The organism is Rothia sp. HMSC064D08 (genome assembly GCF_001809525.1).
Classification (GTDB): Bacteria; Actinomycetota; Actinomycetes; order Actinomycetales; family Micrococcaceae; genus Rothia; species Rothia dentocariosa.
In genome coordinates, this window is record NZ_KV797900.1 from 391,344 (window position 1) to 417,891 (window position 26,548).

The following is a 26,548-nucleotide window of genomic DNA, read 5'->3' on the forward strand; positions in this document are numbered from 1 at the left end:
TAAAATTTCTGATGGTATGTTTTATAACTGCTCACAGACGGGACGGCAGCACACGCCGAAAGCAAAGAAATAGTAAAGGATTTATCGTGATCTCTTCCCCCATGCGACGCGCTGGACGTCCCTCTTCAACAGTGTTAAGCGCATCCAAAATTGTGCGGTCAGCACGTAGACTTTTGGCCGATCAAGGAAATTTCACTATGAGCGCACTTGCTCAGAAACTAGGCGTCGCACCCTCTTCCTTATACAATCACTTTCAGTCTCGTGACGAAGTACTGGGAGCTATAAGCGATGCGGTCATCAATGACATTACGCTGGAGCCCCTGATACGAGCGACTAAAATTCTTAACGAGCAACACCTATCCCCCACCGAAAAGCTAGAACTCTGGACTGAATCTTTGAGTCTGTGGGGGAAGTCTTATCGAGACGCGTTCAGTGAGAGCACCGATTTGGTAACAGCGCTCGCATTGACCCCGATCGATCGGGCCCCTCAGACGTTACATATGTATGACGTCCTCGTTCAGACGTTAAGAGCTTTTGGGTGTCCAGAATATAAAACTTTAAATGTTATTGAATCTTTAGAGGCATTCCTGCTGGGATCCGCAGTAGATGCCCACGCCCCCGAATCTATCTTTAACCCTGCGGCTTCAGCAGATGAGTATCCATATTTACAAGACGCATATACAGCGATGCAGCGTAGCTCGCAGACTCCAGCAGAGAGCGCATTTAGCTTAGGGCTCGAAGCGATTCTTCATGGTCTGGCGCGTACAGCGATACAGGAATACAACACGAATACAGAGTGACACTATACAAAAGTGCCCGAACTATCCAAGGGTAGTTCGGGCACTTATTTTATGTGAAGTTTAGTTATTTGCCTAGCTTCTTTTTGAGCTTATTGACGCGGTTAGAAACGCCCCAAGTCGTCACTTTACGCATAGAATCAAAAATTATATTTCCGGTCATCTTTGATGCTCCGACCTCACGCTCAACAAAGGTAATAGGAACCTCAACAATTTTGAGCCCTGCTTGCTCAGAACGCCAAGCGAGGTCTACCTGAAAGACATAGCCCTTAGATTCAATGCCTTCAAGATTCAAACGTTGTAGTGCTTCACGCCTATATGCGCGGAAACCTGCTGTGATGTCTTTGATTGCAGTCCCCAGAACAACCCGCGTATAAATATTTGCTCCGCGAGAAAGAATTTGGCGTTGAATGGGCCAGTTTTCTGTTTTTCCGCCGGGTACATAACGGGAGCCAATAGCTAAATCTGCCCCAGCCTCAACAGCATGTACTAGCGATGGCAACTGCTCGGGCTGGTGAGAACAATCAGCGTCCATCTCGATAAGGACTTCATATCCCTCATTGAGACCCCAATCAAACCCCGCAAGATAAGCTCCACCAAGACCGTCTTTCACAGTGCGGTGAAGAACGTGAATCTGTGAATCTTGCTCAGCCATAGCATCCGCAATCTGACCTGTACCGTCAGGGCTATTGTCGTCAACAACTAGAATATCGACGTCGGGTGCTGCCTTACGAAGACGTTCAACAACAACGGGTAAGTTTTCCTTCTCGTTATACGTCGGAATAACGGTCAGTACACGCATAATAATTCCCTTGTTTTCCTTTGTTAGAGTGAAGGTAGGGTCTAGGTTTACTAGTATAACCGGCGAAATACGGCGTAAGGGCGTATTCTGCAGATGCACGGCATATTTTCAGGTAACTTTTACGAGCTAGGAAACGTACTATTCCCCTCCCCTAGTGTACATGCGATCTAATACAGGCAACGGCACATCTGAAGCAAGAACCGGTAAAAGTGGAATACGAGCACGGGGATCAGTACTCCACGAGGCTACGCGAGAATCCGGGGTTTGCACCATAAGTTCAGTGACGTTCCAGAGTGCTATATTCGCTGGTGTATCAGGGAGTATTTGACCCGCAAAGGGGTTCTCGTCGTGGGCTAGACGGTAGACTCCTCGTGTAAGTGCGGCGAAACCACTGCGTGCTGAAATGCCATATGCCGGTTTTATAAGGGCTGAGATGAGCTCCCATCCAAGAGGCACTTCAACAAGAGACGAGTCTGACCCCAGCGCGAACGCGGTACCAGCTGCATTCGCCCGGCGGGCTAACTTTGCGGTCTCAGCATCAAAGGCTGCTTGGATGCCAAGGCTAATCCGTGCATCTGTGAGATCTTGAAGGCACCGATCATCGACAACTCTATGAACCATATCAAGCCGGATGTTAAGCCAAGGATGCTGTTCCCTAACGGCTAGCGCATAGCTAAAGGCATTAGTGAAACTATCTTGGGTGTTGATGGAGAGTACAAGACCATGTTCTGCTGCTTCGGAGGCCATAGTAGGTAGGTGGTCTAGATTTGTGGCGTGAAATCCAGTGAGTGCTATAGATGATTTATTGAGCAGGTCTTGGGCTGTGGTGACGAGCTCAGCGTATGATGCGGAGGTCGCTTGTGGCTCTGGGATTATGAAGAATCGTACGTCTGGGGCTGTTGCGTGTGTTGTATAAAACGTGTCGAGTGATGCGCGTAGGGTCGAGATGTCTCGTATTGTTCCTGCGAGTGTGTGGGTATGGTATCCCTGGGTATGTGTTCTGAGGAAGTACTCGTAGAGCGTTTTTTCGCTGTAGTTGTTTATGGGTGCGAAGGCACGTGCGAAGGTGGGCGTGATGAGTTTGCCGTTTAGATCGATAGCTCGCATGCGTTCGTCCGTGATGGAGCGAGCTCCCGCATCTGAGCCTATCCAGGTTACGGTACCGTTTTCGGTGAGGAGCGCTGTGGCGTAGGGGTCGGCGGGGCTGTAGATGCTCCCGTTGGTATAGATATAGATGCTCATGTTCTTTCCAGCGGTTTTAGGAGTCTAGTGCGACGACTCCGCGGCGGATGAGGGCTATAGCTTTTTCGCAGCTTGCTCGTAGGTTTGGGCTTATGGTGGGGATATGGGCGATCTGGTCGAGTGCGTCGATAACTTGTTTTGCCCAGCGTACGAAGTCGCCGGCGGCGAGGTCGGTATCTTCGAGTGCTTTTGCGAGGTGCATACCGCGAGCCCAGCGGTAGATAGGGGTGACGAGGCCTAGGTCGCAGGGTGGGGTTTGATCTAGTTTGTGACGTTCTTCGTGGGCGTTGAGCCGGGCTAGTTCACGGTTGATGGTCGCGATGGGTGCTTGTAACGAGGGATGCGGGTAGCGTGGGAGAATTTCGATGGTTTCCTTTTTGCCCTGGTATGTGAGCGCGGCTATGGTTGCTGCTATAGCCGCAGGATCCAGATCTGTGAGGAAGCCTTTTTCGAGACAAATAGAGGTGAGAAGGTCTTTTTCCCCGTAGAGTTTGCGCAGGGCTTCCCCCTTCGTCGTTAGCTTGAGCCCGTTATGGGAATCAGCAGTAACGTAGCCGTATTCAGTGAGGAGCTTTGCGATGCGGTTGAAGACCTGGGCAATAGTGTTGGTGCGTCGGGTAATTTGGCGGCGTAGTCCTTCTGTTTCTGCGTTGAGTTTGCGCCATCGTTCTGCCCAGCGTGCATGGGTTTCCCGGTCAGAGCACCCGTGGCAGGGGTGGTTACGTAGTTGGGTGCGTAGTGTATCGAGTTTTTCTTGGGCATCGTTATGACGTGTGGCGATGGGGGTATTTCCGAGTTTGCGGGGTGGTCGTTCATCGATGAGCGCTTGACGCATCCGTGAGACGGCGTCGCGGCGTTCTTTGGGTGTTTTAAGGGTTATTTTCTTGGGGATCTTGATGTAGGAGACGGGTTCAATGAGCCCCGTGAAATCACGTGCGCTTGCGGTGCGCTGCTGATTGTCTTCGGTAAGGATACCAATGCGTGGGTCTGCATTGGATTCGGCACGGGTGATGACGATAGCGTAGCCGCGGGAGCGCCCATGAGGTATGTGAATGATGTCTCCGGACATAAGTTCTTGGATGCTTTGGTGAGCTTGGGCGCGTGCATGTTGTTGGTTGGCTTTGCGGGTTTTTTTCTCTAGATCTTTGATGTTTTGCCGCAGGCGCATGTATTCTGTGAAGTCTCCAAGGTGGCACTGCATGGAGTCTCGGTATCCTTCGAGCGCGTTTTCGTTTTTACGTACTCGTGCAGCTGTTCCTACAACTGATTTATCTGCTTGGAACTGGGCAAAGGATGATTCGAGGATTTTGCGGGTTCGTTCGGCGCCATAGGCTGCGATGAGGTTCGCAGCCATGTTGTAGGTGGGGCGGAATGATGAGTTAAGGGGGTATGTGCGAGTGGATGCGAGGGTGGCAACCTGTTCTGGTACAAGACCTGGACGCCAGAGGACTACGGCGTGTCCTTCAAGATCGATTCCGCGGCGCCCTGCCCGCCCGGTAAGTTGGGTGTATTCTCCGGGGGTGATATCGACGTGGGTTTCACCGTTGAACTTGGTGAGTTTTTCGAGGATGACGGTGCGGGCTGGCATGTTGATGCCGAGCGCGAGGGTTTCGGTGGCAAAGACTAGTTTGATGAGCCCCTGTGCAAAAAGTGTCTCAACAACTTCTTTGAAGAGCGGTAGCAGACCTGCATGGTGGGCTGCCACCCCGCGGATGAGTCCGTCTCGCCATTCGTAATATCCAAGGGCATGAAGGTCTCGGTTATCAAGGTGTGCAGTGGTTTCTGCAATATAGGCACGGATGGTTTGCTGCTGTTCCTCGGTGGTGAGGACGATATTCGCGTTGACGCATTGGGTAACGGCGTCATCACATGCTGCCCGTGAAAAGATGAAGCATATGGCAGGCAATAGCCCTTGCTTGTCTAGGATACGGGCCATTTCGGGGCGAGGTATGCGGTGCGGACGCAGAACGTCGACATCTTGGGTGAAGGTTTTATGACGGGATCGTTCGAGTGCATGTGTGGGTTTGTCATGCCGGTTGCGGCCGCGTTGAAAGCGCTCGCGTTTGGGTGCATTGTGGCGGTGGGTATGGCGTCGAAAGCCTGGCCGCAGTTGTTTGAGGAGCGGGTTAATGCGTAGCCCCGAGGGAGCGTTTTGGGGTGATTTTGTGTGGTTTTTACGACGTTTGGCAGGTGAAGCTTCTTTCTGAGAAGTTTCATCGGGTACAAAGAGGTCGATGACGCGGTTTCCTACCATGAGGTGCTGCCAGAGCGGGACGGGGCGGTGTTCAGAGACGATGACATCGGTATCACCTCGTACGGTATCTAGCCATGCTCCGAATTCTTCGACGTTGGATACAGTTGCAGAGAGTGAGATGACGGTGACGTGTTCGGGAAGGTGAATAATCGCTTCTTCCCAAACTGCTCCACGGAACCGGTCGGCGAGATAGTGTACTTCGTCCATGATGACGTATCCCAGACCGATGAGGGTCGTAGATTCGGCGTAGAGCATGTTGCGAAGGACTTCGGTAGTCATGACGACGATGGGGGCTTCGGTATTGATGCTGGTGTCACCGGTGAGCAGACCCACGCTTTCTTCACCATATTCACGCACAAAGTCATGGTATTTCTGGTTGCTGAGTGCTTTGATAGGGGTTGTGTAGAACGCTTTTGTTCCAGTTTGGAGGGCAAGGTAGATGCCGAATTCTCCAACAACTGTTTTGCCAGCACCGGTGGGTGCAGCAACAAGGACTGCATGCCCGGCTTCGACGGATTGACATGCCTGACGTTGGAAGCTGTCAAGGGGGAACCCAAGAGTCTTTTCGAACTTCCCAAGCGCTGTTTTTGCGTGAGCGTTACGTTCTTGCGCTGCCTGATACTGCGCAGAGTAGCTCGGGCGGTCGTTCGAGCCGTGAGTGGTTTCTTGGGGATTTTCAGCCATAATTCTAGTGTACCTGCGCCTAAAAATCCTCCGTCTTGAGTAGACGGAGGATTCTGGAGTTTTACTTTTGGGAGGGTTCCTCTTCAAGCTGTCCTAGCTTTTCAAGGTCTTCAGCGCTGGTGGCCGTATTGAGCTCGGTCTCTGTAAGACCCTTTGCTAGTTTAGCTTCGCGGCGGTCGCGCCGTTTATCGTTGAGCAAGCATATTGCTATGGCGAGGAAGAAGAAAGTTAGGAGCGGAATCATCAGGTAGAACATCATCATGATATCCGTTCCGGGGGCCGTCATAGCTGCGATAAGCGCTACAAGAACCACGATCCAGCGCCAAGATTTGAGGATAGTTTTACCCCGAATAACCCCCAGCATGTTCAATCCCACGAGGATGACGGGGATAATAAATGCTAGTGAGAAGAAGAAAATAAACTTAACGATGAAGGAAATATAGGTTGGAGCGTCAATGACGTTCGAGCCGCCGGGCGGGGTGAACATTGTGAGTGCACGAACAACGCCGGGTAGACTGTACCAAGAGATGAAGACACCGCAGGCAAAGGCAAAGATTGAGCCGCTGAGGAAACCATAGAGGTATTTTTTCTCTTTGGTGTGCAGTGCGGGAAGTAAGAAGCGCAGCCCTTGATAGAGCCAAACGGGTGCAGCGAGTCCAAGACCGATGTACGTACCCACACGAATGAGCTGGTCAAAGGGCGAAGAAATTGAGCCGTAGTTTAAGGTTGCAAAGCGGTTATCTGCTGCGTTGATTTGCTTGAGAGGCTCAGAGATTGCATCAATAAAGGGCTGGTACAAGAAAATAACGGAAAGTACGGCGGCGATAGCAGTTGCAATAGCCGCTTTGATGAAGCGGTCACGAAACTCACGCAGATGTTCCTTCAGCTCCATACGGGCTTCAGGATTTAGTTTGCGGTTGCGTACATCCTGATCCGGTTTTGCCATCGTTTTCCTCGTTTTATTCTAAGCTCCGCCTCATACCTGTTATTCAAAAATTATCGATATGGGTAGATAAACTACTGGACAACCCGTGCCACCAGAGAGGTGGTCGCACGGGTTGTGTTGTTGTACTGAAAATTAGTTTTCAGACTTTTCGGACTTAGCTTTGTTGTCAACAACCTCAGCGGTGACAACATCGTCCTTATCGTCTTCCTTCTTACTATCGCTCTTCATACCCTCGACTTCGGACTTGAAGATACGCATCGACTGACCAAGACTACGTGCCATACCTGGGAGCTTGGGAGCACCAAAGAGCAGAACGATGAGGAGGATGACTACGATAATAGTTGCCGGGTGACTGAACAACTGACCCATAAGGTATGAACCTTTCTGTGCTTAGAGCAGGTCTCCGATATTTTGAGGTTGGCCGAGTCGATCTCGTCGGGAGACCCGTCGCTTGATTCGCTCAGACCTGCGTGTCTGTTTTCCATGTTCGTATTCATTGTACGCCGTGGTTACTGGGGTAAAAATCCCTAGGCTTTGCTCGGCAGGCAATTTTCGGCGGGTATTCGCTTGCGCTTCATCGAAACGAGTTTCGATGGATTCCATCCATGTTGCTACAAGATCGAGTAACATGAAGCCCCGTGTGAGTGCACGATATACGAACCACGCTAAAAACGCTAGAGAACCTATCGTTAAGGTGCCCCATAGTAATACCCAAAACCACCACGGCATAGGAATTATTATACAAGGTTGTTATTCTACTTATAGATGTCTGGGCGTGTCTTTCGCAGATATCTATGCTAGAAGCGACATCAGACGATCTTTAAGTAGAGACCGTACAGGTTCTGGCTCAAGAATCTCTAGAGCACCTCCATACGCTACAACGAAATGCAATATTTGCTCAAGACCTGCCTCGCTTTCACCAGGATAGTAGTGCAGCTCATGGTAAATCAAGGGCGTCTCAGGTTTAGAAGGCTGGGATCGTGAAACGTGAGTACTCCGCCGTTTCAAAGTACGGATAGTACTCTCTCGCCGCTCTGTTCTGAGACTTTCAACGTGGATTTTGACTCGAACATAAGGGTGTTCTGTATTTGTCTGTTGCTGCCGAGACCAAAGATGCGGGGTGTTGGGAATCTTAGCGGCGACGGCCTGATGGCTTTTACCGCCAAGCCGCGCATTTCTAATGCGGTCAAGAGCAAAATTTCGCCAGGCATTAGAATCGGCAGCTTCACGCCACAGCCCATGCAGATAAAAACGATTATTTTCAAAGATCAGTGAGCAAATATCAACGGTGCGCTGCACCCCTGCATAGTCAAAAATAAGGGTTCGTTTCTGAGAGACTGCCCGATGTATTAAAGGAATAAGATGGTGTTCAGGAGTAAAAATTAGGCTTCCGCGCAAGCGCTCAGCATCCTTTGGGTAGCTCACCAACAGCAGCTCACGAATTCTGGAAACGCGTGCATCGTCTGGGTAGAGAACCTCAGCAGCTGACATCGAAAAGAAGAGCATGGCACGCTCTAAAGCTGACAGAGGAACGCCCTGATAAATCAGATCGTCACATGAATAGGTTAGCTCGGCGTATAGTTCATGATCCTGACGGGGTGTGAAGACTATAGGAGTCGCAAGATCCAACTCTGCAGCTCCATAGTCCTCGCATACATCGGTAAAATCACTGACAAGGTTGCTTTTAGACTTGCCGTTATCCACTTGTAGAAGTGAAGTCGCTGGTTTAAAAGGAACGCCCCCTTCAGACCAAGCCGCATCGTCTTGGCTTAGACGATGTAGTACCAAGAGCATGTCGATAAAACGGTCTGTATCATCGTCACGTTTGCGGCGAGAATTCTTACGCCATGCTTCGGGCAAATCAGCCCTGTGCTGATGGGTAGAAAGCAAACGTTCCACCAGGTTGTGTTGAGCTCGATATGCATCTTGAGCCCGTTGAAGGTCTTTACCCGAAAAATCTGCGGACGATTTTGGGACCAGTATTTTCAATCCGCGTGCGGTGGCTTTCACCGCAGTTTCTCGAATACCATATGAGTCAAGAAGCAGCTGCTCATGTGAATCTAAAGATAAGGCAGGTACGGTACGGGCATAGCCCTGAAGGTTTTCAGAAAGCATGGTTTGAAAATCAAACGTTTCACCAGGCCGAACAAAATTCTCTTGCTGCTGTTGACTACCGTTGATGCGCATACTCTGAATGCGCTCAAAGCGGTGGATATACGCATGATTCGGTTCTTCCTCCGGAGCCTCAGAACCCTCTCGAGAGGGATAGTGCGCCGCAAAATACCAATTGCCGTAACGGTACCCTATCCCCCACACGGACAGATTCTCGCTATGGCGAGTATTGAGGTCCCCATAGTCCATGTCAATGGTTTTATGGTCGCTAAAGGCACTAAAAATCTCTTCTAGATGGGAATCATCACTTAGACGTATACGCTGGAGCGGTTCCTCTAGTTCCTCTAAACGTGTAGAAGCTGATAGCGTGGGAACGCTAAGAATGATCTTACGCATCATACGATGTGCAGAGCTCTCAAGCTCGGTACCTTCCCAGGCACGGCACAGACCCATAAGAAATTGTGCGTCCTCTAGCGTAAGTTCCCAATCAAGAAGCGGATTAGGGACCGGAGTGTACACATAGTAGCTTTTGCCATCACGTTCAATATGTTTAAACGTGATACCAGCATCACGCAGACAATCTTTTGCACGTTCAAACTTTTTAGCGACGGTCTCAGCTTTTCGCTTATTCCCCGAGCCAAAGATGGTGTATTCGTCTAAACCGTATACTTCTAAGAACTCTGCACGAGAAATACCGCGCCATGAACTGTTACATAGCCGATGGTAAATCCTGATCAACGATGAACTAGACGAAAAATCTCGCGCTTTTGTTGCCATACATCCATCATACGGGGATATATAAAACCTTAAACACCTCAGGGCTGCTGTATTCGTACTCGTAAATTACGACAGCAGCCCCGAAGTTTGAGATTTTCTAGCGAACGTCTACCAAATCCACCACAAAGATCAGGGACTCACCAGGTTTAATGACCGATCCTGCGCCGCGGTCACCGTAGGCCATGCTTGCAGGAATTTCGAGGCGACGCCGACCGCCAACCTTCATGCCTAACAGCCCTTCATCCCAACCGCGGATAACCTGCCCCACGCCAACCTGGAACGGAAGCGGCTCGCCGCGGTTCCATGAAGCATCGAATTCCTCACCAGTGGAAAAAGCAACACCTACATAGTGAGCCAAGACACGAGAACCGGGAACAACCTCAGCCCCCTTACCTTCGATAAGATCTTGGATAACAAGTTCGGTCGGGGCATCACCCTCGGGAAAATCAATTTCCGGCTTTTCTCGATCAAGCTTACGCTGGCCAAAAGACATAATATGTTTCCTTTTCTCTCAAGTGCCCTACCGAAGACGGGTACAGCGCTTATCGGTAGAGCTCGAATAGAATTTACTGTTTGGTAGGATCATCCGTAGGCGCCAAACTAGAGGGGATAGCTGTGGGGGAAGCTGAAGAAGACTCCTTGGTCTGCTGAGAAGGCTGCGCTGAAGCGTGGGCTGGGCTCATGGGAACAGTCGCTAAGATATCGACAACAAATACTAGGGTTCCCTTGGGTCCACCATTCTGTCCCTCTTCCCCATAAGCAAGTTCAGCAGGAACAACAAGCTCAACTCGAGAACCTACTTTCTTACCCTTTAAGCCCTGTTTCCAACCCTTAATAACTCCGTTAAGCTGGAAATTTGCGACCTGTTTATCGTAGTTCCCATCAAAGACCTTACCATCAGACCACTGAGCGCCAATATAACGCACATACACTGCATCGTTCTCATTGACTTCGGCACCGGTACCAGTAATCAAATCTTGAGCAACAAGCTCATGCGGAGCCTCTCCCCTATCATCTGCGAACTTCAGCTCTGCCTTACCCGTAGTCTCATTCAGAGAGAAGGCAGGAAGCTTCGGATTGGGAGCTTGCTCAGTACCCTGAGCATATTTAGGAAGATCCTTTTCTGTGGGAAGCTTCCGAGCTACGGTATAAACCTCAAGATTGGTTGGTGCACCAGCTTCGACAGTTGGTCGTACTGAGGAAGCAGACTGCTGTTGCTGCTGCTCGTGGGACACGTTCGTACTATATACAAAAGAACCACCAACCTTCATCTTCTTCATAACTTCGTAAATAGTGGGTTCTATCGTTTTTAATCGACCAACTTGAATGGGTATAGATTGCTCATTTTCGTTATAAGAACTGCCTACCAACGAACCATTTTCACCATTAAAAATTGAAGCATTGACGAGAACAGTATCGCTATCCTGAAGAGAGTCACCTGTACCTTCATCCAGTACCCTGGCAACCTCCCGATCTGTAGAAAAAGGTGTAGAAAAAGATACAGCGGGAACCTGAGTTCCGCCCTTAAGATCTACCTGTACTTTGTCAAGTGCTTCTGAGCTACTCACAGTGTTTTCACTAGTAGAAGCGGACGGCGAAGATTCGTTTTGACCCGAGTCACCAGCGCCGCAAGCGCTTAGCAACATCGAAAGAGTGAGCACTGAAGCAGCCAAGGCTTTTTTCGACACAAAGGTTCCTTCCCTAGGTTTTCTTTATTTCGGAGTTAAACGTTTAAGATACACCGAAATTATGTGATGCTCTATAACTTAATATTAAACGGGCGAAAACCCGACAAATACAACGGTGTAGAGCAAATCAATAAGAACATAAAACATACGTAAAGTATCAAACCCTAGAATAAAAAGCTAGTTGTAAAACCATATTGTGGAACATTACACCAAAGGCGGAACAGACTGAGGAGGGTTCTTATGGCGAAGCATCTCAAGAACCTTTGTGAGTTCGGAGCTCTCTGTTTGAAAGGGATCTTTAAATACTAGGGTGTGCTGCGGGTATGCGTTGAGTTTAAGGTGTACCCAATCTACGGTAGACTGCTCCCCCGCATTTTTAGCCGCCTCCACAAACTGTGAACGTAGGCGTGCGCGGGTTGCCGGAGGTTCTTGCATCGCGTTCCGTGCGGCATCAGACGGGAGGAGCGTTGTGATGGCTCCACGCCGGACTAGAGCATGATAAACCCCGCGGTGGGGGTCAATATCATGGTAAGCAAGATCAAGCTGTTGGATGCGAGCGCTCGCATAGTCTGTCGGAGTTCCAGCCGCGTTGCTACGGGCGATGTATGCGTCTAGGAATTTCTTTTTGATAGCCCAGTCGATTTCGGTGTCAATACTGCTGTAGTCACCGGTTTCGATGGCGTCGAGGGTGCGCTGCCAGAGGTCTAGTGTGTAATCGACGCGATGGTGGTGGGCTCCGTATTGTGTGATGTATTGGCGTGCGGCGTCGAGGTAGTGCCTTTGAACACTTAGAGCTGTGTAGCGTTGTCCGTCTGTGGTTTCAAAAGCTGCGGTTCCGGTGAGGTCGTGGCTGATGGTGCGTAGAGCTTGCGGGACCGATGCGAGTTCTAAGCTGGTGACAGGAAATCGGTCTTCGAGCATGCGTAGCACGAGGTCGGTGCTGATTATTTTGAGCAGTACCGTGGGTTCCGCCATATTGGAGTCGCCGTTGATGACATGCATACGGCGGTATCGTGAGGCATCGGCGTGGGGTTCATCGCGGGTGTTAATGAGGGGTCGCGTGCGGGAAGTTGAGGTGCTTGCTGCTTCCCAGATATGGTCTGCTCGCTGTGAGAACGAGTATGAAGGTATGCCTGTAGTGGCTTGTGGATCTGTTGAACCTGGTAAGGGCCCTCCGTTGGGGTGGGTTTTTCCTGCGCCTACAAGGATCTGGCGGGTGACGAGGAATGGTACGAGTTGTTTAACGAGGGTGGGGAATTCGAGTTTGCGGCTAATAAGGTAGTTTTCGTGGCTGCCGTATGAATTGCCGGCGGAGTCTACATTGTTTTTGAAAAGGTAGATTGTGCCGTTGAGAGGGCGATCGTGGTGTGCGCGCAATTGCTCTTGGGCTTGTTGCGCTAGCTGAGCGAAGAGGAGCTCGCCCGCGCGTTCTTGGGCGAGGAGTTCGTCGATGGTGGCGCATTCGGCGGTGGCGTATTCGGGGTGTGAACCTACATCGAGGTAGAGCCGTCCACCGTTGGGCAGGAAAACGTTAGTAGAGCGCCATTCATCAAGGACGGGCTTGAAGAGCGCTGCAGCTGTTTCTTCGACGCTGAGCCGTCCTAGCCCCTGGGGTACGTAGCTAAGTCCGAATTCGCTTTCTATGCCAAATATGCGTTGTTCCATGGTGTGTTTCTAGTAAGGGGACGAAAGTGCTTTGAGCAAGTCTTTGAGCTACTGACCGCCCTTTTGGACGAATCCGGTGACGAATTCTTCGGCGTTTTCGGCGAGCAGCCCGTCGATTTCGTCGAGGATATCGTCGACTTCGCTTATGTCATGTACAACGGTCGTGTCTTGTTGGGTGAGGGATTCCTCCTGTTCAGTGAGTTCTTCGTGGTACTGGAGCTCTGAAGCGTGGATGCGTTCACGTGACATGTTTTCTCCTAAAGGTCTTTATGGGGTGTCGTGTTCTGTTGGAGGAGTTGAAGCAGTTCGTCGGAGTGGGTAACTCGTGGTAAGAGCGGGTCTACTTCAGATTGAGTGTAGCGTGTGGGCTCTGGCATGGCGAGTCGGGTAAGTTCGTGGGAGTAACGCCCCCGGCAAGATACGGTATCCCAGTTGATACCAATGATTTCATCGGGCCATCGGCTCATCAGGGTTCCTCGGAGATAAGCACGGGTGTCTGATGGTGGGGTACGGGCGGCGTCTTCGATGTCTTGAGACGTGAAGAGGGTGCGCATCCGACCACGCGCAACGAGGCGGTGGTAAAGACCCCGTGTAGGATCTATGTCTGCATAGTGTATGTCAAGGGCTTTGAGCTTTGCATCGGTATAGGGAACACCTTTGGCCACATAGCTGCTGACGAGCGCATATTTAGCGACCCAGTCGAGACGATCTGCAAGTGCGAGAGGATTTGTTTCTAGAGCATCGAGTGTTTCTTCCCAGAGGGCGAGTATTTGTTGGGTGTCGTTATCGACTCCGGTGGGGTTCTCTTGTTCGTGGCTTTTGCAGGCGTTGAGGTATGCGCGTTGAATTTCTAGAGCTGTGGCGAATTTGGTGGTGCTGTCAGAATCTTCTGTGAGCGGGAGCTGAGCACTGAGTGATAGGTCGTGGCTGGTGGTGTGTAACGCTGTTACTGGGTCGGCGAGGTGTAGGTTTGGGGCGCGTCCGGATTCTATGAGGTTTAGTACTAGAGTGGCTGTGCCGAATTTAAGGAGGTTTGAATAGTGGGAAAGATTGGCGTCTGCAGGGATGACGTGCAGACGACGGTAGCGCTCGGAGTTGGCGTGGGGTTCATCGCGGGTGTTAACGATGGGCCGTCGAATAGTTGTTTCAAGCCCGACAGGGCGTTCAAAGAAGTCGGCCCGTGAGCTGATTTGGAATCCTGGAATTTCGCCGTTAACACCTATGCCTACGCGGCCTGCCCCGGTATAGATGATGCGTGTTGCAAAGAAGGTTAGGAGTGTGCTGGCAACGTCTTCGAAAGGGATATCGCGGCTGATGAGGTAGTTTTCGTGTGCACCGTAGGATCGTCCCTTGGAATCGGTGTTGTTTTTGTAGAGTTTGATGGTTGGTAGGTTATCATCGGTGTGGTGCGCTACTTCGGTGATCGAATCGTAGGCTATTTTGTCGCCCGCAGCATCGTAAAGTACTGCTTGGAGCGGGGTGAGTACTTCGGGGGATGAGTATTCGGGATGGGCGTGGTCGACGTAGAGTCGGGCGCCGTTGGCGAGCATGGCGTTCATGGTGACTCGGTCCCAGTCGAGGCGTTCCGGGTAGCCTCCTCGTCCGTGGATGAGCTCTTGGGATCCGTCAATTCCTGCTTCTCGTAGGGCTTCAAGCGCTATATCTTCGCTTGTGAGTTCTCGACGGGTGTGTGTGAGTTGTGAGGAGTGTGCCTCTTGTTCTTTGACGGTGTGTCCGAAGGCGTCAGTGAGCGGGGACTCGGATTCTGTAGACCAGTACGTGTGCTGTGCTTTTTGCGCGTTATCCTCAATGGCTCGGCGTAGAGATTCTGTGCGCTTTGCTTCCAGTTTTTCGTACGTGTTGACTACGATAGCGGACAGTATCGTGGGGTTTGTGCCGAGGGCATCCGGGGATATGACACCGTATTCGGTTTCTGCTCCCATGATGCGGTGAATACCGTAGACGGGCTGGAACATGAGGTTACTTTCTTGGAACGATTAAGGTGTAGTGGCGGTATGTGGCGGCGTGATGGAAAGAATCCTGCCTCGTATTCCGCGTACGGTGAGTGCGTCTTCAACATCAGGTAGGGGCGGCAGCTCAACTTGATCTTCAAATTCTGCGCGTACCGCTTCGAGAAGGTGTCGTGTGGTAATACCTTCTGGTTGGGGTTCATGGGCAATACCGGTGGGAGGTGAGCTTGTGTAGCTGAGGTGTTCCTTGATGGCGTACTTTTTAGCGCGATCCACAATGTTGCGGATAACGGCGCCAGAGACAAAGTCACCGCGATATAGGGTCTCTTCGTGCAGGCGGGGATTATCTGCCGTGTTAATACCCTGGTCCAAAGTTGCTGCTACATAGGCGTTAGCGGAAGTACGAGCGTAAAGCTGCGCGACGGCGGCAGAGATCATGGCTGCTAGCGTCGCATCTGCTGAACCGTGCTTGGCTACTTCGTGGGGATCTAGAGGCAGATCGTCCGTGAGATATAGCCCGAAAATCTCGGTAGCGTCAGAGGCATCTGGGCGGTTAATACGGATTTTCAGGTCAAGACGGCCTGGGCGCATAACTGCGGCGTCAATGAGATCTTCACGGTTTGTGGCACCGATAACGATAACATTCTGTAAGGATTCAACGCCATCGATTTCAGCAAGAAGCTGCGGAACGATGGTGGTTTCTATATCTGAAGAACGCCCCGTGCCGCGGGTACGGAATAGTGACTCCATTTCGTCGAAGAACACAACGACTGGGTGACCAGCTTGGGCTTTTTCCCGTGCTGCCACGAAAATATCACGGATCTGCCGTTCGGTCTCCCCCACAAATTTATCGAGCAGCTCGGGGCCTTTGATATTAAGGAAATAACCGCGAGTATTTGTACCTGGGTTTAACGCGGCAGCGCGCGCCGCTAGTGAGTTCGCCACAGCTTTGGCGATCATGGTCTTACCGTTTCCGGGTGGTCCGTAGAGCAATATACCTTTGGGTGGCGCCAAATGGTAACGCTCGAAAATTTCTGGGTGCAGGTAAGGCAGCTCAACGGCATCGCGGATCTGCTCAATTTGCGCTCCGAGGCCACCAATATCTTCGTAAGAAATATCCGGAATTTCTTCGAGGACGAGTTCTTGAGAGCGGCTTGCCGGAACTATCCCGGTAACCATCCGGATGCGGCTATCTAGGGTAACTGCATCACCTGTGCGCAGGGAATCGACATCAAGCTCCCCAGAGACACGGGCAACTTGCTGAGCACCAGACGCAGTATCGATGAGTACTTTCTGGGGACTCAGAACCTCACGAATCGTCACAACGTCCCCATAGGATTCATATCCAAGGGATAGAACAGCTTCAGACTGTTCATTGAGGAGCACCGTCATACCCGGTGCCAAGTTTTTACGGTCCAAAAGCGGGGAGAGCGGAATACGCATAAAACGTCCTCCGATTTGGACATCAAGGTAGTCCTCGGTTTCAGCGGAACTCTTATCGTCAGCAGCCTGCGCGTAGGTCATACGCTGTCCCGTACTGACTGCGAGAATAATTCCCGAGTTCAGCGGGGGCATGATCTCTTGTGCTAGTGAAGCCCGTAGCCGCTCAATCTCATATTTGAAGTGAGTAAGTGCCTCAACCAATTTACGATTTTTCTCAGAAGCGGCTCGTAACTGTCGGTTCATATTAGTGCGGGTAGACTCAGCGGCGCTTACACGCCTCAGTAAAGCCTCATACTCTTGGGGGCTTACCGCGCGCGATGAAGGTATTGGTACCTGACTCTGCGCTGCAGAATAATGCGGCGCGGGGCTTGGCTGACGAGCCGACGACTTGGGATCTGAAGACGATTCCCGAGACGGATTTATATGTTCAGGCGTCAAATCCTTTTCCTCTCATCAGCAAACTTGTCATGGACGGTGTTTTTGCCCACCGCTGCGGGCCAGGAATACTGGTCAAGCCTACTCGGGTTTATCTAAACCATTGGGCATAGAAGTTTCTTCCTGAGATTCAGCTACAGCCACCCGATGGGCATGCACTGCATGCTCCGCAAGATTTTTAGCGTCCCGTAGAGCCCGGCGCACCTTCTTATCAGTAACCTCTCGCTCCCCCACATTCATCGGAATCCAGGCATTCATATCATCATCGGTGAAGTCGTTTTTAGAAGCCCGACGCTTCGGAGAAAGACGAACTGCACCATCTGCAAGGCGCCGGGCTACGATCAGAAAAGCTGTATGCGCAACCATCCGGTGATCTGGACGAACCGCTAACCCCTCAACATGCCAGCCGCGTACCATAGTTTCATCGCACTCAGGCTCTGTAAAACGACCATCCGCACGCAGCCCTTCCACCAGACGAGACATTTGGGTTACCGTTGCCACATAACAAATTAACACCCCGCCCGGTGCAAGAGCCTGCGCAACAGCATCCAAACATTCCCAAGGCGCAAGCATATCAAGTACCACACGATCGACACTGCCGGGCTGCTCAACTTCGGGAAGTCTCTCTTGGAGATCACCAATGCTCAGCTTCCACGCTGGATGCGTTCCCCCGAACATAGTCTCAATATTTGCACGCGCGACCTCAGCGAATTCTTCGCGACGTTCAAAAGAATGCACACAGCCATCATCGCCTACAGCTCGCAACAAAGCGATAGAAAGAGCACCGGAACCAACACCGGCTTCGACAACACGAGCCCCCGGAAAAATATCGGCCTTCACGATAATCTGAGCGGCATCTTTGGGGTATACCACGGCAGCACCACGCGGCATAGACAACACAAAATCTTTGTACAGAGGGCGCAGCGCCTGATAAAGAAAACCGTGAGTGTTCTCAATAACAGTTCCTTCAGGCGCACCGATGAGTTCATCGTGTTTGAGGAACCCTCGATGTGAATGATACTCCCCACCTTGCTGCAGGGTGATGGTGGTGATGCGACCACGCTCGTCGGTTAGTTGCACGCGCTCGCCGGGGCGGAATGAACCACGGCGGTTAATGGCACCGGTGGGAGTGGTCATATGCTGTGTGTCTCCTTGTCACGTAGTTTATTTCTATTCTACCGGTTCTATGGATAAACAAAGGTTCCCATATCAAGACTCAAAGCTTAGTACGGGAACCAGTCGTTCATAGTAGAACCTGTTTTAGAGCACAACTCCTAGGCGTGCTGAGAGCGTATCTCGAAGAAGTTCTCCGCCGCCACAAGGCTCAGCGTTACCATCGCGCACCTGCTCAAGAGCCGAAATAGCCCAAGTGTCAAGTGCCATGAGCGCACCTGATGTTTTCAGATCATCCGCCAGATACTCCCGTACCTTCTCTAGCGCCTGTTCAGCCGCAGATGAATCAGTACCGTTAGCGCTTTCAACCGCCTGACGGTAAAGATCTAGGCGAGCCTGAGCCTTCTTAAGATCCTCATCAGTCCAGAACCAATCTTCACGGTAGTGGTGATCCATAATAGTGAGTCGGATCGTATTGGGGTCAACACCCGCTGCACGAAGTTTAGAAACCAGCACAAGGTTACCGCGGGATTTACTCATCTTATGACCATCAAGTCCCACCATCCCAGTGTGCGCATAGTGCAAAGCATGTGGGCGGTTCGAGACGGCCCATGAATGTCCGGCGCCCAAATCATGGTGCGGGAATTTTAGATCGGAACCACCTGCTTGAACCGTCAGCGGACCATCTATAAATTTACGAGCAATCATCGTGCATTCAATATGCCAGCCGGGACGTCCCTCCCCTAGAGAGCCTGCATCCCACGAAGGCTCACCTTCACGCTTAATACGCCACAAAAGCGGGTCTAACGGGTCACGCTTGCCCGAACGCTCAGGGTCTCCCCCACGTTCAGAGAAAATATCGAGCATCTCATCGCGGCTCATGTGGCTGACTTCGCCAGGAGTCCAGGAATATCCGTCCTCATTCTGTGGAAGCGCCTGTACCGCCTTTAGATCAAGATAGATATCACCGTCGGGGTGCTGCACACCCTTTTCATCGACATACCCCGCCACACGATACGCCAGGGAACGTTCAACAAGATCCTCAATCACCGGGAAAAGCCATTGAATGGATTCAACGACGCCCACATAATGCTCAGGCGGAAGCACATGAAGCGCCTCCATATCGGTCCTGAAAAGTTCAGTCTGCTCTTCGGCAAGTTCTTGCCAATCAACGCCAGTAGCAGTGGCACGCTCTAATAGTGGGTCGTCCACATCAGTCACATTTTGTACATAAGTGACATTTACCCCGGCATCACGCCAGGCACGATTGAGCACATCAAAAGCAACATAGGTTGAAGCATGGCCCATATGCGTTGCATCGTACGGGGTTATCCCGCAGACATATAACCCTGCGTGTTGGGGCTCTTGAAGCTGAACCACAGTGCCCGTCGAAGTATCAAAGATCTGCGGTAGTGGCGCCGACCCCGGCAGAGACGGAACTGTGGGCGTATCCCAAGCTCGCATAGGGCTTCCTTTCAACGACCAAAAATCTACCTACAAGCATACCCGCCCAGCTCGACCTAGCGGACGGGTATGACATGGTGAACGCTCAAAGCGTACTACGACGTAATAAAGCCTGTACCCAGGCCTACGAAAATTAGCGTGCCCAGAATAATGCGGTACCACACGAAAATACTGTATGACCGAGTCGATACATACTTGAGGAACCAACCGATGATCAAATAACCAACGACAAAAGCAATCACGGTTGCGATGAGCGTGGAGAGCAAACCGTAATACTCTAGGTGTTCTTGACCGATAACCACTTTACTGGCCTTATAAAGCCCAGACATATACACAGCAGGCATCGCCAGCAGGAATGAGTAGCGGGCTGCAGCCTCACGAGTGTATCCCATGAACAAGCCAGCCATAATGGTGCCGCCCGAGCGAGAAACACCTGGGATAAGAGCTAAGGATTGTGCCAAACCATAGACTAGACCATGATTCATATTGAGGTCTTTAAGCTCTCGTTGTTCCTTACCGAAACGATCGGCCACCGCAAGGAAGACAGCAAAAACGATCAGAAGCGCCCCGACAATCCACAAAGACCTGAACGAGGTGTCGATGTAGTCTTCCAAGAGGAAACCCAGAACACCAATGGGGATTGAACCAATAATAATGAGCCATCCCATACGTGCATCAGGGTCATCTCGCTTGACTTTACCGGTGAGCGAACCGAACCAGGCACGAATAATACGCACAATATCACGCCAGAAAAAGACTAGGACCGCCGTCTCAGTCCCCAACTGGGTAATAGCGGTAAAAGCGGCACCAGGATCAACATTTTCGGGCAACAGTTGACCGACAATGCGCAAATGGGCAGACGACGAGATCGGAAGGAACTCGGTAAGGCCCTGTACGAAACCTAGAATAATTGCTTGAATATACTCCACGATAATCAAGAATACCGTACCTGATAACGCATGTCTGGGTTTGTGAACCGTCGTCCTCACGCGTTCCCTAACAAACAGCAGGGTTCTAGCAGCACATGTACCACTAGAACCCCGTGTTTACAGGCAGGATTTACCTTTAGATGGATGATGAATGCGCTTCATCACGCAACGCACGGTTCACAGCTGAAACCATAGCCTTCAGCGCTGCACGAGTGGTCGAGTCATCCACCCCGATGCCCCAAAGCACACGCGCATCAATAGCAACCTCAATATAGCAGGCAGCGTTTGCGGTTGAGCTGGAGGACATGGTGTGTTCAGAATAATCGAGCACACGCAGATCTACGCCTTCGTCACGAAGAATACTCTGAAGCGCATCCACGGGACCAGTTCCCGTACCGGTACGGGTAAAGAGATGACCATCAATATTCAGCCCTACGCGAAGGGATGTCGAGCCCGTGTCAGCAGACTCAATATTGATCGACTCAATACGATACTTACCCCAACGAGGCTGATCATCAGGAGCAGGCAAGTATTCATCCGTGAAAATATTCCACAGATTTTGCGAGGTCATCTCGCCGCCGTCGGCATCAGTACGAGCCTGCACAATCTGTGAGAACTCAACCTGGGCACGCTTGGGCAAATCCAGGCCGTAATCCTTCTTCAGCAGATATGCAACACCGCCCTTACCAGACTGCGAATTCACGCGGATAATGGCTTCATAGGTGCGTCCCAAATCTCGTGGATCGATAGGAAGGTACGGAACTTCCCAGAAAACCTCGTCCACAGTCTTACCCTGCTCGGCCGCACTAGTTTCAAGAGCTTCAAAACCCTTCTTGATAGCGTCTTGATGCGAGCCAGAGAAAGCGGTAAACACCAGATCGCCGCCATAGGGGGAACGCTCATGAACCGGCATCTGGTTACAATATTCAACGGTTTTGCGGATTTCATCAATATTAGAGAAATCAATCTGAGGATCGATCCCCTGGGTATAGAGATTCAAGCCCAGAGTAACCAGATCGACATTACCGGTGCGCTCCCCATTGCCGAAAAGACACCCCTCAATGCGGTCAGCACCCGCCAAATATCCTAATTCGGCGGCGGCAACACCCGTACCACGGTCGTTATGGGGGTGTAGGGACAAAACGATGTGGTCACGGTGATTGAGATGACGGTTCATCCATTCCACAGAGTCTGCGTAAACATTAGGCGTTGCCATCTCAACGGTAGCAGGCAGGTTTACGATGAGCTCGCGACCATTGACGCCGACCTCAAGCTCATCTGCGACGGCATTACATACGCGCGCCGCATACTCAAGCTCGGTCCCCGTAAAAGATTCCGGCGAGTACTCATACAGAACCTTGGTATCCGTAATCATTTGCTCTTCGTATTTCTTGCACAGGCGTGCACCCTGCAGAGCAATATCCAAGATACCGTCTTCATCTTGACGGAATACTACGCGGCGCTGCAGCACAGAAGTTGAATTATAAAAATGAACAATGGCTTGAGGAGCACCTTCGATGGCTTCAAAGGTGCGAGCAATCAGATGCTCTCGTGCCTGTACCAAAACCTGAATGGTGACATCTTCCGGAATATGTCCGTCTTCTACCAGAGTGCGCACAAAATCAAAATCAGTTTGTGAAGCTGAGGGAAAACCAACCTCAATTTCTTTGTACCCCATACGAACGAGTAAATCGAACATCGCCAGTTTGCGTTTTGTGTCCATGGGATCGACCAATGCTTGGTTGCCGTCACGCAAATCAACTGCACACCAACGTGGCGCTTGAGTAGCTACATGTGAAGGCCAAGTACGATCCGGCAGATCAACTTTAATCTGCTCGTGAAAAGGACGATATTTATGTACTGGCATGGACGAAGGCTGCTGGAAGTTTTGCATACTAAATTCCTTGAGAATCGTGCCTTGAAATTAGGCTCATAAACGGGTGTGATAAATCGCGAAAATGCGCCGCACAAAATACCCGGAACGGGTGCGGAAATAACTAAGCCCCGTTCCGGCGAATAAGGAGAAGCAGATGCGAAACTGCACAGTCGCCGAGAGTCTTCATACCTCAACGCTACCACGAGACAGAAGAGGAGCTATTTCCCAACACTCCTCTCGTCCATCATATGGAATAGAAATTTTCCAAGACGTACCTGCCTGAAGCAGAAGCGGGAGGTGCAGCCTAAGGTTTTAAACCTTAGGCTGCACCTCCCGTAAGGTAGGCGTCAAAGCCTTACTACATTAGTACGCAAATGCATGCTGGCAGGTGGCCTGATCAGCAGTCTGACCGGCAGCTCCACCCGCGATCTGCGAATCTTGTTTCTCCATCGCATCGCCACTGGGGAAATCGGTGCCGATGGTAAGCGTTACGCCGGTAACCTGAGCGTTCGGCTCTACCCGCGTGATATTCATCTTTGCAGCAATTTCGCGCGCCTCAGCTTCGTAACCCTCGCCATAAGAAATTGTGGTGGTAGAAACAGATTCGGCAGTACTTGCCGGGGTTACACTTGTGTATCCAAGATTACCGATGATACGAGCAAGGGCTGCAGCACGACCGTCAATGCCCGTAGCGTTATACACGGTGATAGGTATCGACTTATCAAGCTGTGCAGGTGCACTATCGCCTTGCTTCGCTTCTTCAACCTTCAACGACTTATCATCACGAAGGCGCTGGAACACCGACTGTGCCTCAGAGGTAAGCTGCAGGCGGTTGGGATCTTGGTTCCACGGCTCGGTTGGGATAGTTGCAAAAACCACCTCGGACAGGTCGATGCCGCCAATGGTCGCACCGATACCGGCAATCTCGTTGGGATTGCCCAGATCATCATCAACCGTGACGTTCTGGGTGATAGCCTCCGCAATATTCAAAAGTTTATTTGGATTATCGAGTGTTCCCTCTGCCTTGACCTTACGAAGCAGAGCTGACAAGAACCCCTGTTGAGCTTGAATACGACCAATGTCAGAGCCATCACCAAAGCCGTGGCGTGAACGCAGGAACGCAAGCGCCTGCTCTCCCTCGACCTTCGAGTTGCCAGCGGGTAGATTCAATCCGCTGTACTCGTCGTTGACGGGGTTATCTACACAGACTTCGACGCCGCCTACTACGCGAGAGAGTTCTTTGACCGCATTGAAATCTACCAGCATGAAGTGGTCAATGTGTACGCCTGTGAGTTTGCTGATAGTAGCTGCCGTACATCCGGGACCGCCGCGTGCCAATGATTCGTTGATTTGTATATCGTCCTCAGCTTCATAGGCTTTATTGGTCTTAGGGTCGGTGCATTTTGGGATCGAAACCACCAAGTCACGAGGAAAGGACAGCACATTTACGTTCTTACGATCTGCACTGATCTGCAGGAGCATCATCACATCGGAACGAGCTTCTGAGTTGCGGTCATCATCGTTCCCGTAGGCGCCATTATTACCTTTACGGGTATCCGATCCAATAATCAGAATGTCGAGTGCACCATTCTCAACCGCACCCGTAAAGTCACTAATATTCAGCGGCTCAGTATGCAAATTTGCGCGCAGACGCAGCAGAATAGCTCCACCGAAGCCCATGAGGACGACCAACATGCAGACGCTCAAGAGCGCAATCCACTTGTTACGCGCCGACTTCATGATGCCGTGGCGCATATGGCGACCACTACTCTTCATAGAAGGTGCCTGAGGCATACCAACTCTCTTTCTATGTATCAGGACCGCTTAAAAACCTAGACGATTCAGCGCTCGGGGATCAGATTGCCACTCTTTAGCTACCTTGACATGAATATTGAGGTATACACGAGTGCCTAGCATAGCCTCAATCTGCTCACGCGCTTGTGTACCAATCTTCCGAAGATGAGAACCACCCTTGCCGATAATAATGTACTTTTGCGATTCGCGTTCCACAAACAGGTTAACATGTACATCCAGCAAGGGGTTATCTTTTGAACGGCCTTCTCGAAAGTTCATTTCCTCAACAGTGACGGCAATAGAATGAGGCAGCTCTTCACGTGCGCCTTCTAAGGCGGCCTCACGCACAAATTCTGCGATCATGGTAGCTTCAGGTTCGTCTGTAAGTTCACCCTCAGGATAGAGCGGAGGTGAAACCGGCATGTAACTTGCTAAAACGTCAGCAACGGCATCGACTTGAAAGTGCTGTACCGCTGAAACCGGGATAATATCAGCCCAACCACCCTGACCGTCATGGACTGTGGGCTCATAATTTTTGCCAGTTCGTCGTTGAGCTGCGGGACCTGAACCTTTGGCAAAAGGTATATTTTTATTGTCTTTCTTGCTACGCGATACACGATTCTCACGATGCGTAGCCCGGCGGGCTCGATCGGCGCGTTCTGCGCTCATTACCTCTTCGCCAAGAGCCTGCACCGCTATAAGCTGTTCAGAAAGCTGATCGTTACCGACAGTATCAGATTTTGTGACTATTGCCACGACAGGTTTATTACTTGAAGCCACCAACTGAGAAGCAATATAACGGTCACCGGGACCAATTTTCTCGTTTGCCGGGATGCAAAACCCCAGGACATCCACTTGAGAAAGAGTGCCCGCAACAAGATCATTAAGTCGCTCCCCCAAAAGGGTACGAGGGCGGTGAATACCTGGAGTATCAATAAGGATCAGCTGATAATCGTCTCGATGCACAATACCGCGAATCGTGTGGCGTGTTGTTTGGGGGCGACTTGATGTAATCGCCACCTTCTGCCCTACCAAAGCATTCGTAAGGGTTGATTTTCCAGCGTTGGGACGCCCCACTAAAGATACAAACCCTGCACGATAATGCTCAGGGAAAGCAGGCTGAGCAGAGCCGCCACGTTCGATATCCATGATTCCTCGTTTCTGATGAAATACTAAGCGTATAAAAATTAGTTGAATGTTTGCTAAGAAGAAGATGAATCTAGCGGCGTGTTGAAGCCTGTGCCCTCCGGTGAGTTTGATTCTTCGCCTAAGTGAGGCTGCGATTCTTGACGGTACACTCGTAACATATCGACTTGATGGCGCCGCCCGCTGCTACCAATGGCACGAATGGTAATACCCTCAACCGTAACTTCAGATCCCACGATAGGTACTTTCCCTAGGTGCTTCGCTAACAAACCGCCTACGGTATCTACATCTTCGTCGTCAAGGTCAATCCCAAAAATTTCTCCAAGATCTTCAACGCTTAGGCGCGCCGAAACTTTGAAACTTCCATCTTCCTGAAGGGAATACTCAGGTTTCTCGTTGTCATATTCGTCCGAAATATCGCCAACGAGCTCTTCGATAAGATCCTCAAGCGTGACCATACCGGCGGTACCGCCATACTCATCAACAACGACGGCAACGTGCGTTGATTCCCGTTGCATTTGTCGCAAAAGATCCATAACTTTCTTCGATTCAGGCTCAAAACGTGCCTCACGCATAAGAGAGATAATGCTAGGCTCTGGCGCATCACCGCGGCTATGGGCAAGATGAGCCTGCATGCAGTCCTTGAGATATAGGATGCCAAGCACATCGTCGTTTGATTCCCCAATCACCGGCATACGCGAATATCCCGAACGCAGAAAAAGGCTAAGCGCGTTCTCGATACTCTCATTAGCCTCAACAGTCAACATATCTGTGCGCGGCACCATAATAGAGCGGATGCGCGTATCATCAAGCTCGAAAACCGACTGAACAATCTGTGCCTCATCATCTTCAATAGTCTCAGCATCAGAGGCACGGTCCAGGAACTCGCGAAGCTCATCTTCGGCAAAAACACCGGCAGGACCATCTAAAACACGCTGTGGTGCTGCCTTATGTACAAGTGCATCAAGAAAAGACGACAACCACCCGAGAGTAATCGCGGTGAAATGCACAGGAGCAGCAAGACCTTTTAACATCACAACCGCGCGGTTACGGCCTAAAGCCCGGGCCAACACCGTAAGCAGCGGATATCCCACTAACGCGACACATGCCAGAGTAATAAGCCCAGCCAGCCAGTGATGCTCGACTATGCTAAGGATAGCGACCATAAAGGCAAGAGTAGCCACCCCGGTTGTAAGAACCCGCGCCAGCCGCAAGGGATGCGTATACCGCTCGTCATTTCCGGTACTTGCTTCGGTCAAAACCCGCGCAAAAACACTATGTGGGTGTTCTTGCGCGACTTCCTCTGCCTCAGTGCGTGGTAAATAGACAAAGGCGGTTTCCGCAACAGTGATTGTAAACGCTAAAACCGTTGCGATTAGAGCAAGGATAAAGAGTAATAGCCCGGCCATAA

At 51.0% G+C, this 26,548-nt stretch carries 20 protein-coding genes; 1 reads left to right on the top strand and 19 read right to left on the bottom strand.

Features of this window, described 5'->3' with window-relative positions; translation table 11 throughout:
* The first annotated feature begins 101 nt into the window (after positions 1-101).
* Entirely contained in the window at positions 102-800 is a 699-nt protein-coding gene (locus HMPREF2625_RS08480; protein WP_256387841.1) for a TetR/AcrR family transcriptional regulator, read from the top strand.
* Positions 801-864: 64 nt separating this feature from the next.
* Here the strand turns inward: HMPREF2625_RS08480 and HMPREF2625_RS08485 are convergent, their stop codons facing one another.
* The 19 genes from HMPREF2625_RS08485 to HMPREF2625_RS08575 all read right to left on the bottom strand — a co-directional run bounded on the left by HMPREF2625_RS08485 (position 865) and on the right by HMPREF2625_RS08575 (position 26,546).
* Positions 865-1,599: a polyprenol monophosphomannose synthase gene (locus tag HMPREF2625_RS08485; RefSeq protein ID WP_041322097.1), complete on the bottom strand. Its 735-nt coding sequence runs from the start codon at positions 1,597-1,599 to the stop codon at positions 865-867.
* Between the two features lie 138 nt (positions 1,600-1,737).
* Positions 1,738-2,841, bottom strand: coding sequence for an amidohydrolase (locus HMPREF2625_RS08490; protein WP_070523929.1), 1,104 nt, complete (start codon positions 2,839-2,841; stop codon positions 1,738-1,740).
* 16 nt (positions 2,842-2,857) lie between these two features.
* A complete protein-coding gene (locus HMPREF2625_RS08495) occupies positions 2,858-5,779 on the bottom strand; it encodes a DEAD/DEAH box helicase (RefSeq protein ID WP_070523931.1) in 2,922 nt (973 codons plus the stop codon).
* A gap of 61 nt (positions 5,780-5,840) precedes the next feature.
* Positions 5,841-6,725, bottom strand: coding sequence for a twin-arginine translocase subunit TatC (locus HMPREF2625_RS08500; RefSeq protein WP_037230906.1), 885 nt, complete (start codon positions 6,723-6,725; stop codon positions 5,841-5,843).
* A 132-nt stretch (positions 6,726-6,857) separates the two neighbouring features.
* The gene (gene tatA / locus HMPREF2625_RS08505; protein ID WP_004004679.1) at positions 6,858-7,094 is read right to left on the bottom strand and encodes a Sec-independent protein translocase subunit TatA; all 237 of its coding nucleotides are present in this window, start codon (positions 7,092-7,094) and stop codon (positions 6,858-6,860) included.
* Positions 7,095-7,517: 423 nt separating this feature from the next.
* Positions 7,518-9,614 (bottom strand): WYL domain-containing transcriptional regulator, encoded by a 2,097-nt coding sequence (locus tag HMPREF2625_RS08510; protein WP_004004680.1) that lies wholly within the window; start codon positions 9,612-9,614, stop codon positions 7,518-7,520.
* A gap of 97 nt (positions 9,615-9,711) precedes the next feature.
* Entirely contained in the window at positions 9,712-10,107 is a 396-nt protein-coding gene (locus tag HMPREF2625_RS08515; RefSeq protein WP_004004681.1) for an FKBP-type peptidyl-prolyl cis-trans isomerase, read from the bottom strand.
* A 73-nt stretch (positions 10,108-10,180) separates the two neighbouring features.
* Positions 10,181-11,302 carry an FKBP-type peptidyl-prolyl cis-trans isomerase gene (locus HMPREF2625_RS08520; protein WP_070523933.1) on the bottom strand — a complete coding sequence of 374 codons (1,122 nt, stop codon included), beginning with the start codon at positions 11,300-11,302 and terminating at the stop codon, positions 10,181-10,183.
* A gap of 204 nt (positions 11,303-11,506) precedes the next feature.
* Entirely contained in the window at positions 11,507-12,967 is a 1,461-nt protein-coding gene (pafA, locus tag HMPREF2625_RS08525) for a Pup--protein ligase (protein WP_070523935.1), read from the bottom strand.
* Positions 12,968-13,015: 48 nt separating this feature from the next.
* Positions 13,016-13,216 carry a ubiquitin-like protein Pup gene (locus HMPREF2625_RS08530; RefSeq protein ID WP_004004684.1) on the bottom strand — a complete coding sequence of 67 codons (201 nt, stop codon included), beginning with the start codon at positions 13,214-13,216 and terminating at the stop codon, positions 13,016-13,018.
* An 8-nt stretch (positions 13,217-13,224) separates the two neighbouring features.
* Positions 13,225-14,943 (bottom strand): depupylase/deamidase Dop, encoded by a 1,719-nt coding sequence (gene dop / locus HMPREF2625_RS08535; protein ID WP_070523937.1) that lies wholly within the window; start codon positions 14,941-14,943, stop codon positions 13,225-13,227.
* 21 nt (positions 14,944-14,964) lie between these two features.
* Positions 14,965-16,623, bottom strand: coding sequence for a proteasome ATPase (gene arc / locus HMPREF2625_RS08540; RefSeq protein ID WP_141745436.1), 1,659 nt, complete (start codon positions 16,621-16,623; stop codon positions 14,965-14,967).
* Positions 16,624-16,896: 273 nt separating this feature from the next.
* A complete protein-coding gene (locus HMPREF2625_RS08545) occupies positions 16,897-17,952 on the bottom strand; it encodes a tRNA (adenine-N1)-methyltransferase (RefSeq protein WP_004004687.1) in 1,056 nt (351 codons plus the stop codon).
* A 123-nt stretch (positions 17,953-18,075) separates the two neighbouring features.
* The gene (mshC, locus tag HMPREF2625_RS08550) at positions 18,076-19,392 is read right to left on the bottom strand and encodes a cysteine--1-D-myo-inosityl 2-amino-2-deoxy-alpha-D-glucopyranoside ligase (RefSeq protein WP_070523939.1); all 1,317 of its coding nucleotides are present in this window, start codon (positions 19,390-19,392) and stop codon (positions 18,076-18,078) included.
* 95 nt (positions 19,393-19,487) lie between these two features.
* Positions 19,488-20,321 (bottom strand): undecaprenyl-diphosphate phosphatase, encoded by an 834-nt coding sequence (locus HMPREF2625_RS08555; protein ID WP_172884759.1) that lies wholly within the window; start codon positions 20,319-20,321, stop codon positions 19,488-19,490.
* Positions 20,322-20,457: 136 nt separating this feature from the next.
* Positions 20,458-22,215 (bottom strand): 2-isopropylmalate synthase, encoded by a 1,758-nt coding sequence (gene leuA, locus HMPREF2625_RS08560; RefSeq protein WP_013399088.1) that lies wholly within the window; start codon positions 22,213-22,215, stop codon positions 20,458-20,460.
* A gap of 345 nt (positions 22,216-22,560) precedes the next feature.
* Positions 22,561-23,991 (bottom strand): LCP family protein, encoded by a 1,431-nt coding sequence (locus HMPREF2625_RS08565; protein ID WP_037230916.1) that lies wholly within the window; start codon positions 23,989-23,991, stop codon positions 22,561-22,563.
* A 30-nt stretch (positions 23,992-24,021) separates the two neighbouring features.
* Positions 24,022-25,140, bottom strand: coding sequence for a GTPase Era (locus HMPREF2625_RS08570; protein WP_070523941.1), 1,119 nt, complete (start codon positions 25,138-25,140; stop codon positions 24,022-24,024).
* 53 nt (positions 25,141-25,193) lie between these two features.
* Entirely contained in the window at positions 25,194-26,546 is a 1,353-nt protein-coding gene (locus HMPREF2625_RS08575) for a hemolysin family protein (RefSeq protein ID WP_004004693.1), read from the bottom strand.
* Positions 26,547-26,548: the final 2 nt, after the last annotated feature.

What these genes read in the sequence shown, in the direction of transcription:
- HMPREF2625_RS08545 (WP_004004687.1), bottom strand. Translation starts at nt 17,952, where the DNA reads ATGACCACTCCCACCGGTGCCATTAACCGCCGTGGTTCATTCCGCCCC.
- HMPREF2625_RS08495 (WP_070523931.1), bottom strand. Translation starts at nt 5,779, where the DNA reads ATGGCTGAAAATCCCCAAGAAACCACTCACGGCTCGAACGACCGCCCG.
- HMPREF2625_RS08575 (WP_004004693.1), bottom strand. Translation starts at nt 26,546, where the DNA reads ATGGCCGGGCTATTACTCTTTATCCTTGCTCTAATCGCAACGGTTTTA.
- leuA (WP_013399088.1), bottom strand. Translation starts at nt 22,215, where the DNA reads ATGCAAAACTTCCAGCAGCCTTCGTCCATGCCAGTACATAAATATCGT.
- HMPREF2625_RS08530 (WP_004004684.1), bottom strand. Translation starts at nt 13,216, where the DNA reads ATGTCACGTGAACGCATCCACGCTTCAGAGCTCCAGTACCACGAAGAA.
- HMPREF2625_RS08565 (WP_037230916.1), bottom strand. Translation starts at nt 23,991, where the DNA reads ATGCCTCAGGCACCTTCTATGAAGAGTAGTGGTCGCCATATGCGCCAC.
- mshC (WP_070523939.1), bottom strand. Translation starts at nt 19,392, where the DNA reads ATGCGAGCTTGGGATACGCCCACAGTTCCGTCTCTGCCGGGGTCGGCG.
- tatA (WP_004004679.1), bottom strand. Translation starts at nt 7,094, where the DNA reads ATGGGTCAGTTGTTCAGTCACCCGGCAACTATTATCGTAGTCATCCTC.
- HMPREF2625_RS08570 (WP_070523941.1), bottom strand. Translation starts at nt 25,140, where the DNA reads ATGGATATCGAACGTGGCGGCTCTGCTCAGCCTGCTTTCCCTGAGCAT.
- HMPREF2625_RS08485 (WP_041322097.1), bottom strand. Translation starts at nt 1,599, where the DNA reads ATGCGTGTACTGACCGTTATTCCGACGTATAACGAGAAGGAAAACTTA.
- HMPREF2625_RS08515 (WP_004004681.1), bottom strand. Translation starts at nt 10,107, where the DNA reads ATGTCTTTTGGCCAGCGTAAGCTTGATCGAGAAAAGCCGGAAATTGAT.
- pafA (WP_070523935.1), bottom strand. Translation starts at nt 12,967, where the DNA reads ATGGAACAACGCATATTTGGCATAGAAAGCGAATTCGGACTTAGCTAC.
- HMPREF2625_RS08490 (WP_070523929.1), bottom strand. Translation starts at nt 2,841, where the DNA reads ATGAGCATCTATATCTATACCAACGGGAGCATCTACAGCCCCGCCGAC.
- HMPREF2625_RS08510 (WP_004004680.1), bottom strand. Translation starts at nt 9,614, where the DNA reads ATGGCAACAAAAGCGCGAGATTTTTCGTCTAGTTCATCGTTGATCAGG.
- HMPREF2625_RS08500 (WP_037230906.1), bottom strand. Translation starts at nt 6,725, where the DNA reads ATGGCAAAACCGGATCAGGATGTACGCAACCGCAAACTAAATCCTGAA.
- dop (WP_070523937.1), bottom strand. Translation starts at nt 14,943, where the DNA reads ATGTTCCAGCCCGTCTACGGTATTCACCGCATCATGGGAGCAGAAACC.
- arc (WP_141745436.1), bottom strand. Translation starts at nt 16,623, where the DNA reads ATGAACCGACAGTTACGAGCCGCTTCTGAGAAAAATCGTAAATTGGTT.
- HMPREF2625_RS08480 (WP_256387841.1), top strand. Translation starts at nt 102, where the DNA reads ATGCGACGCGCTGGACGTCCCTCTTCAACAGTGTTAAGCGCATCCAAA.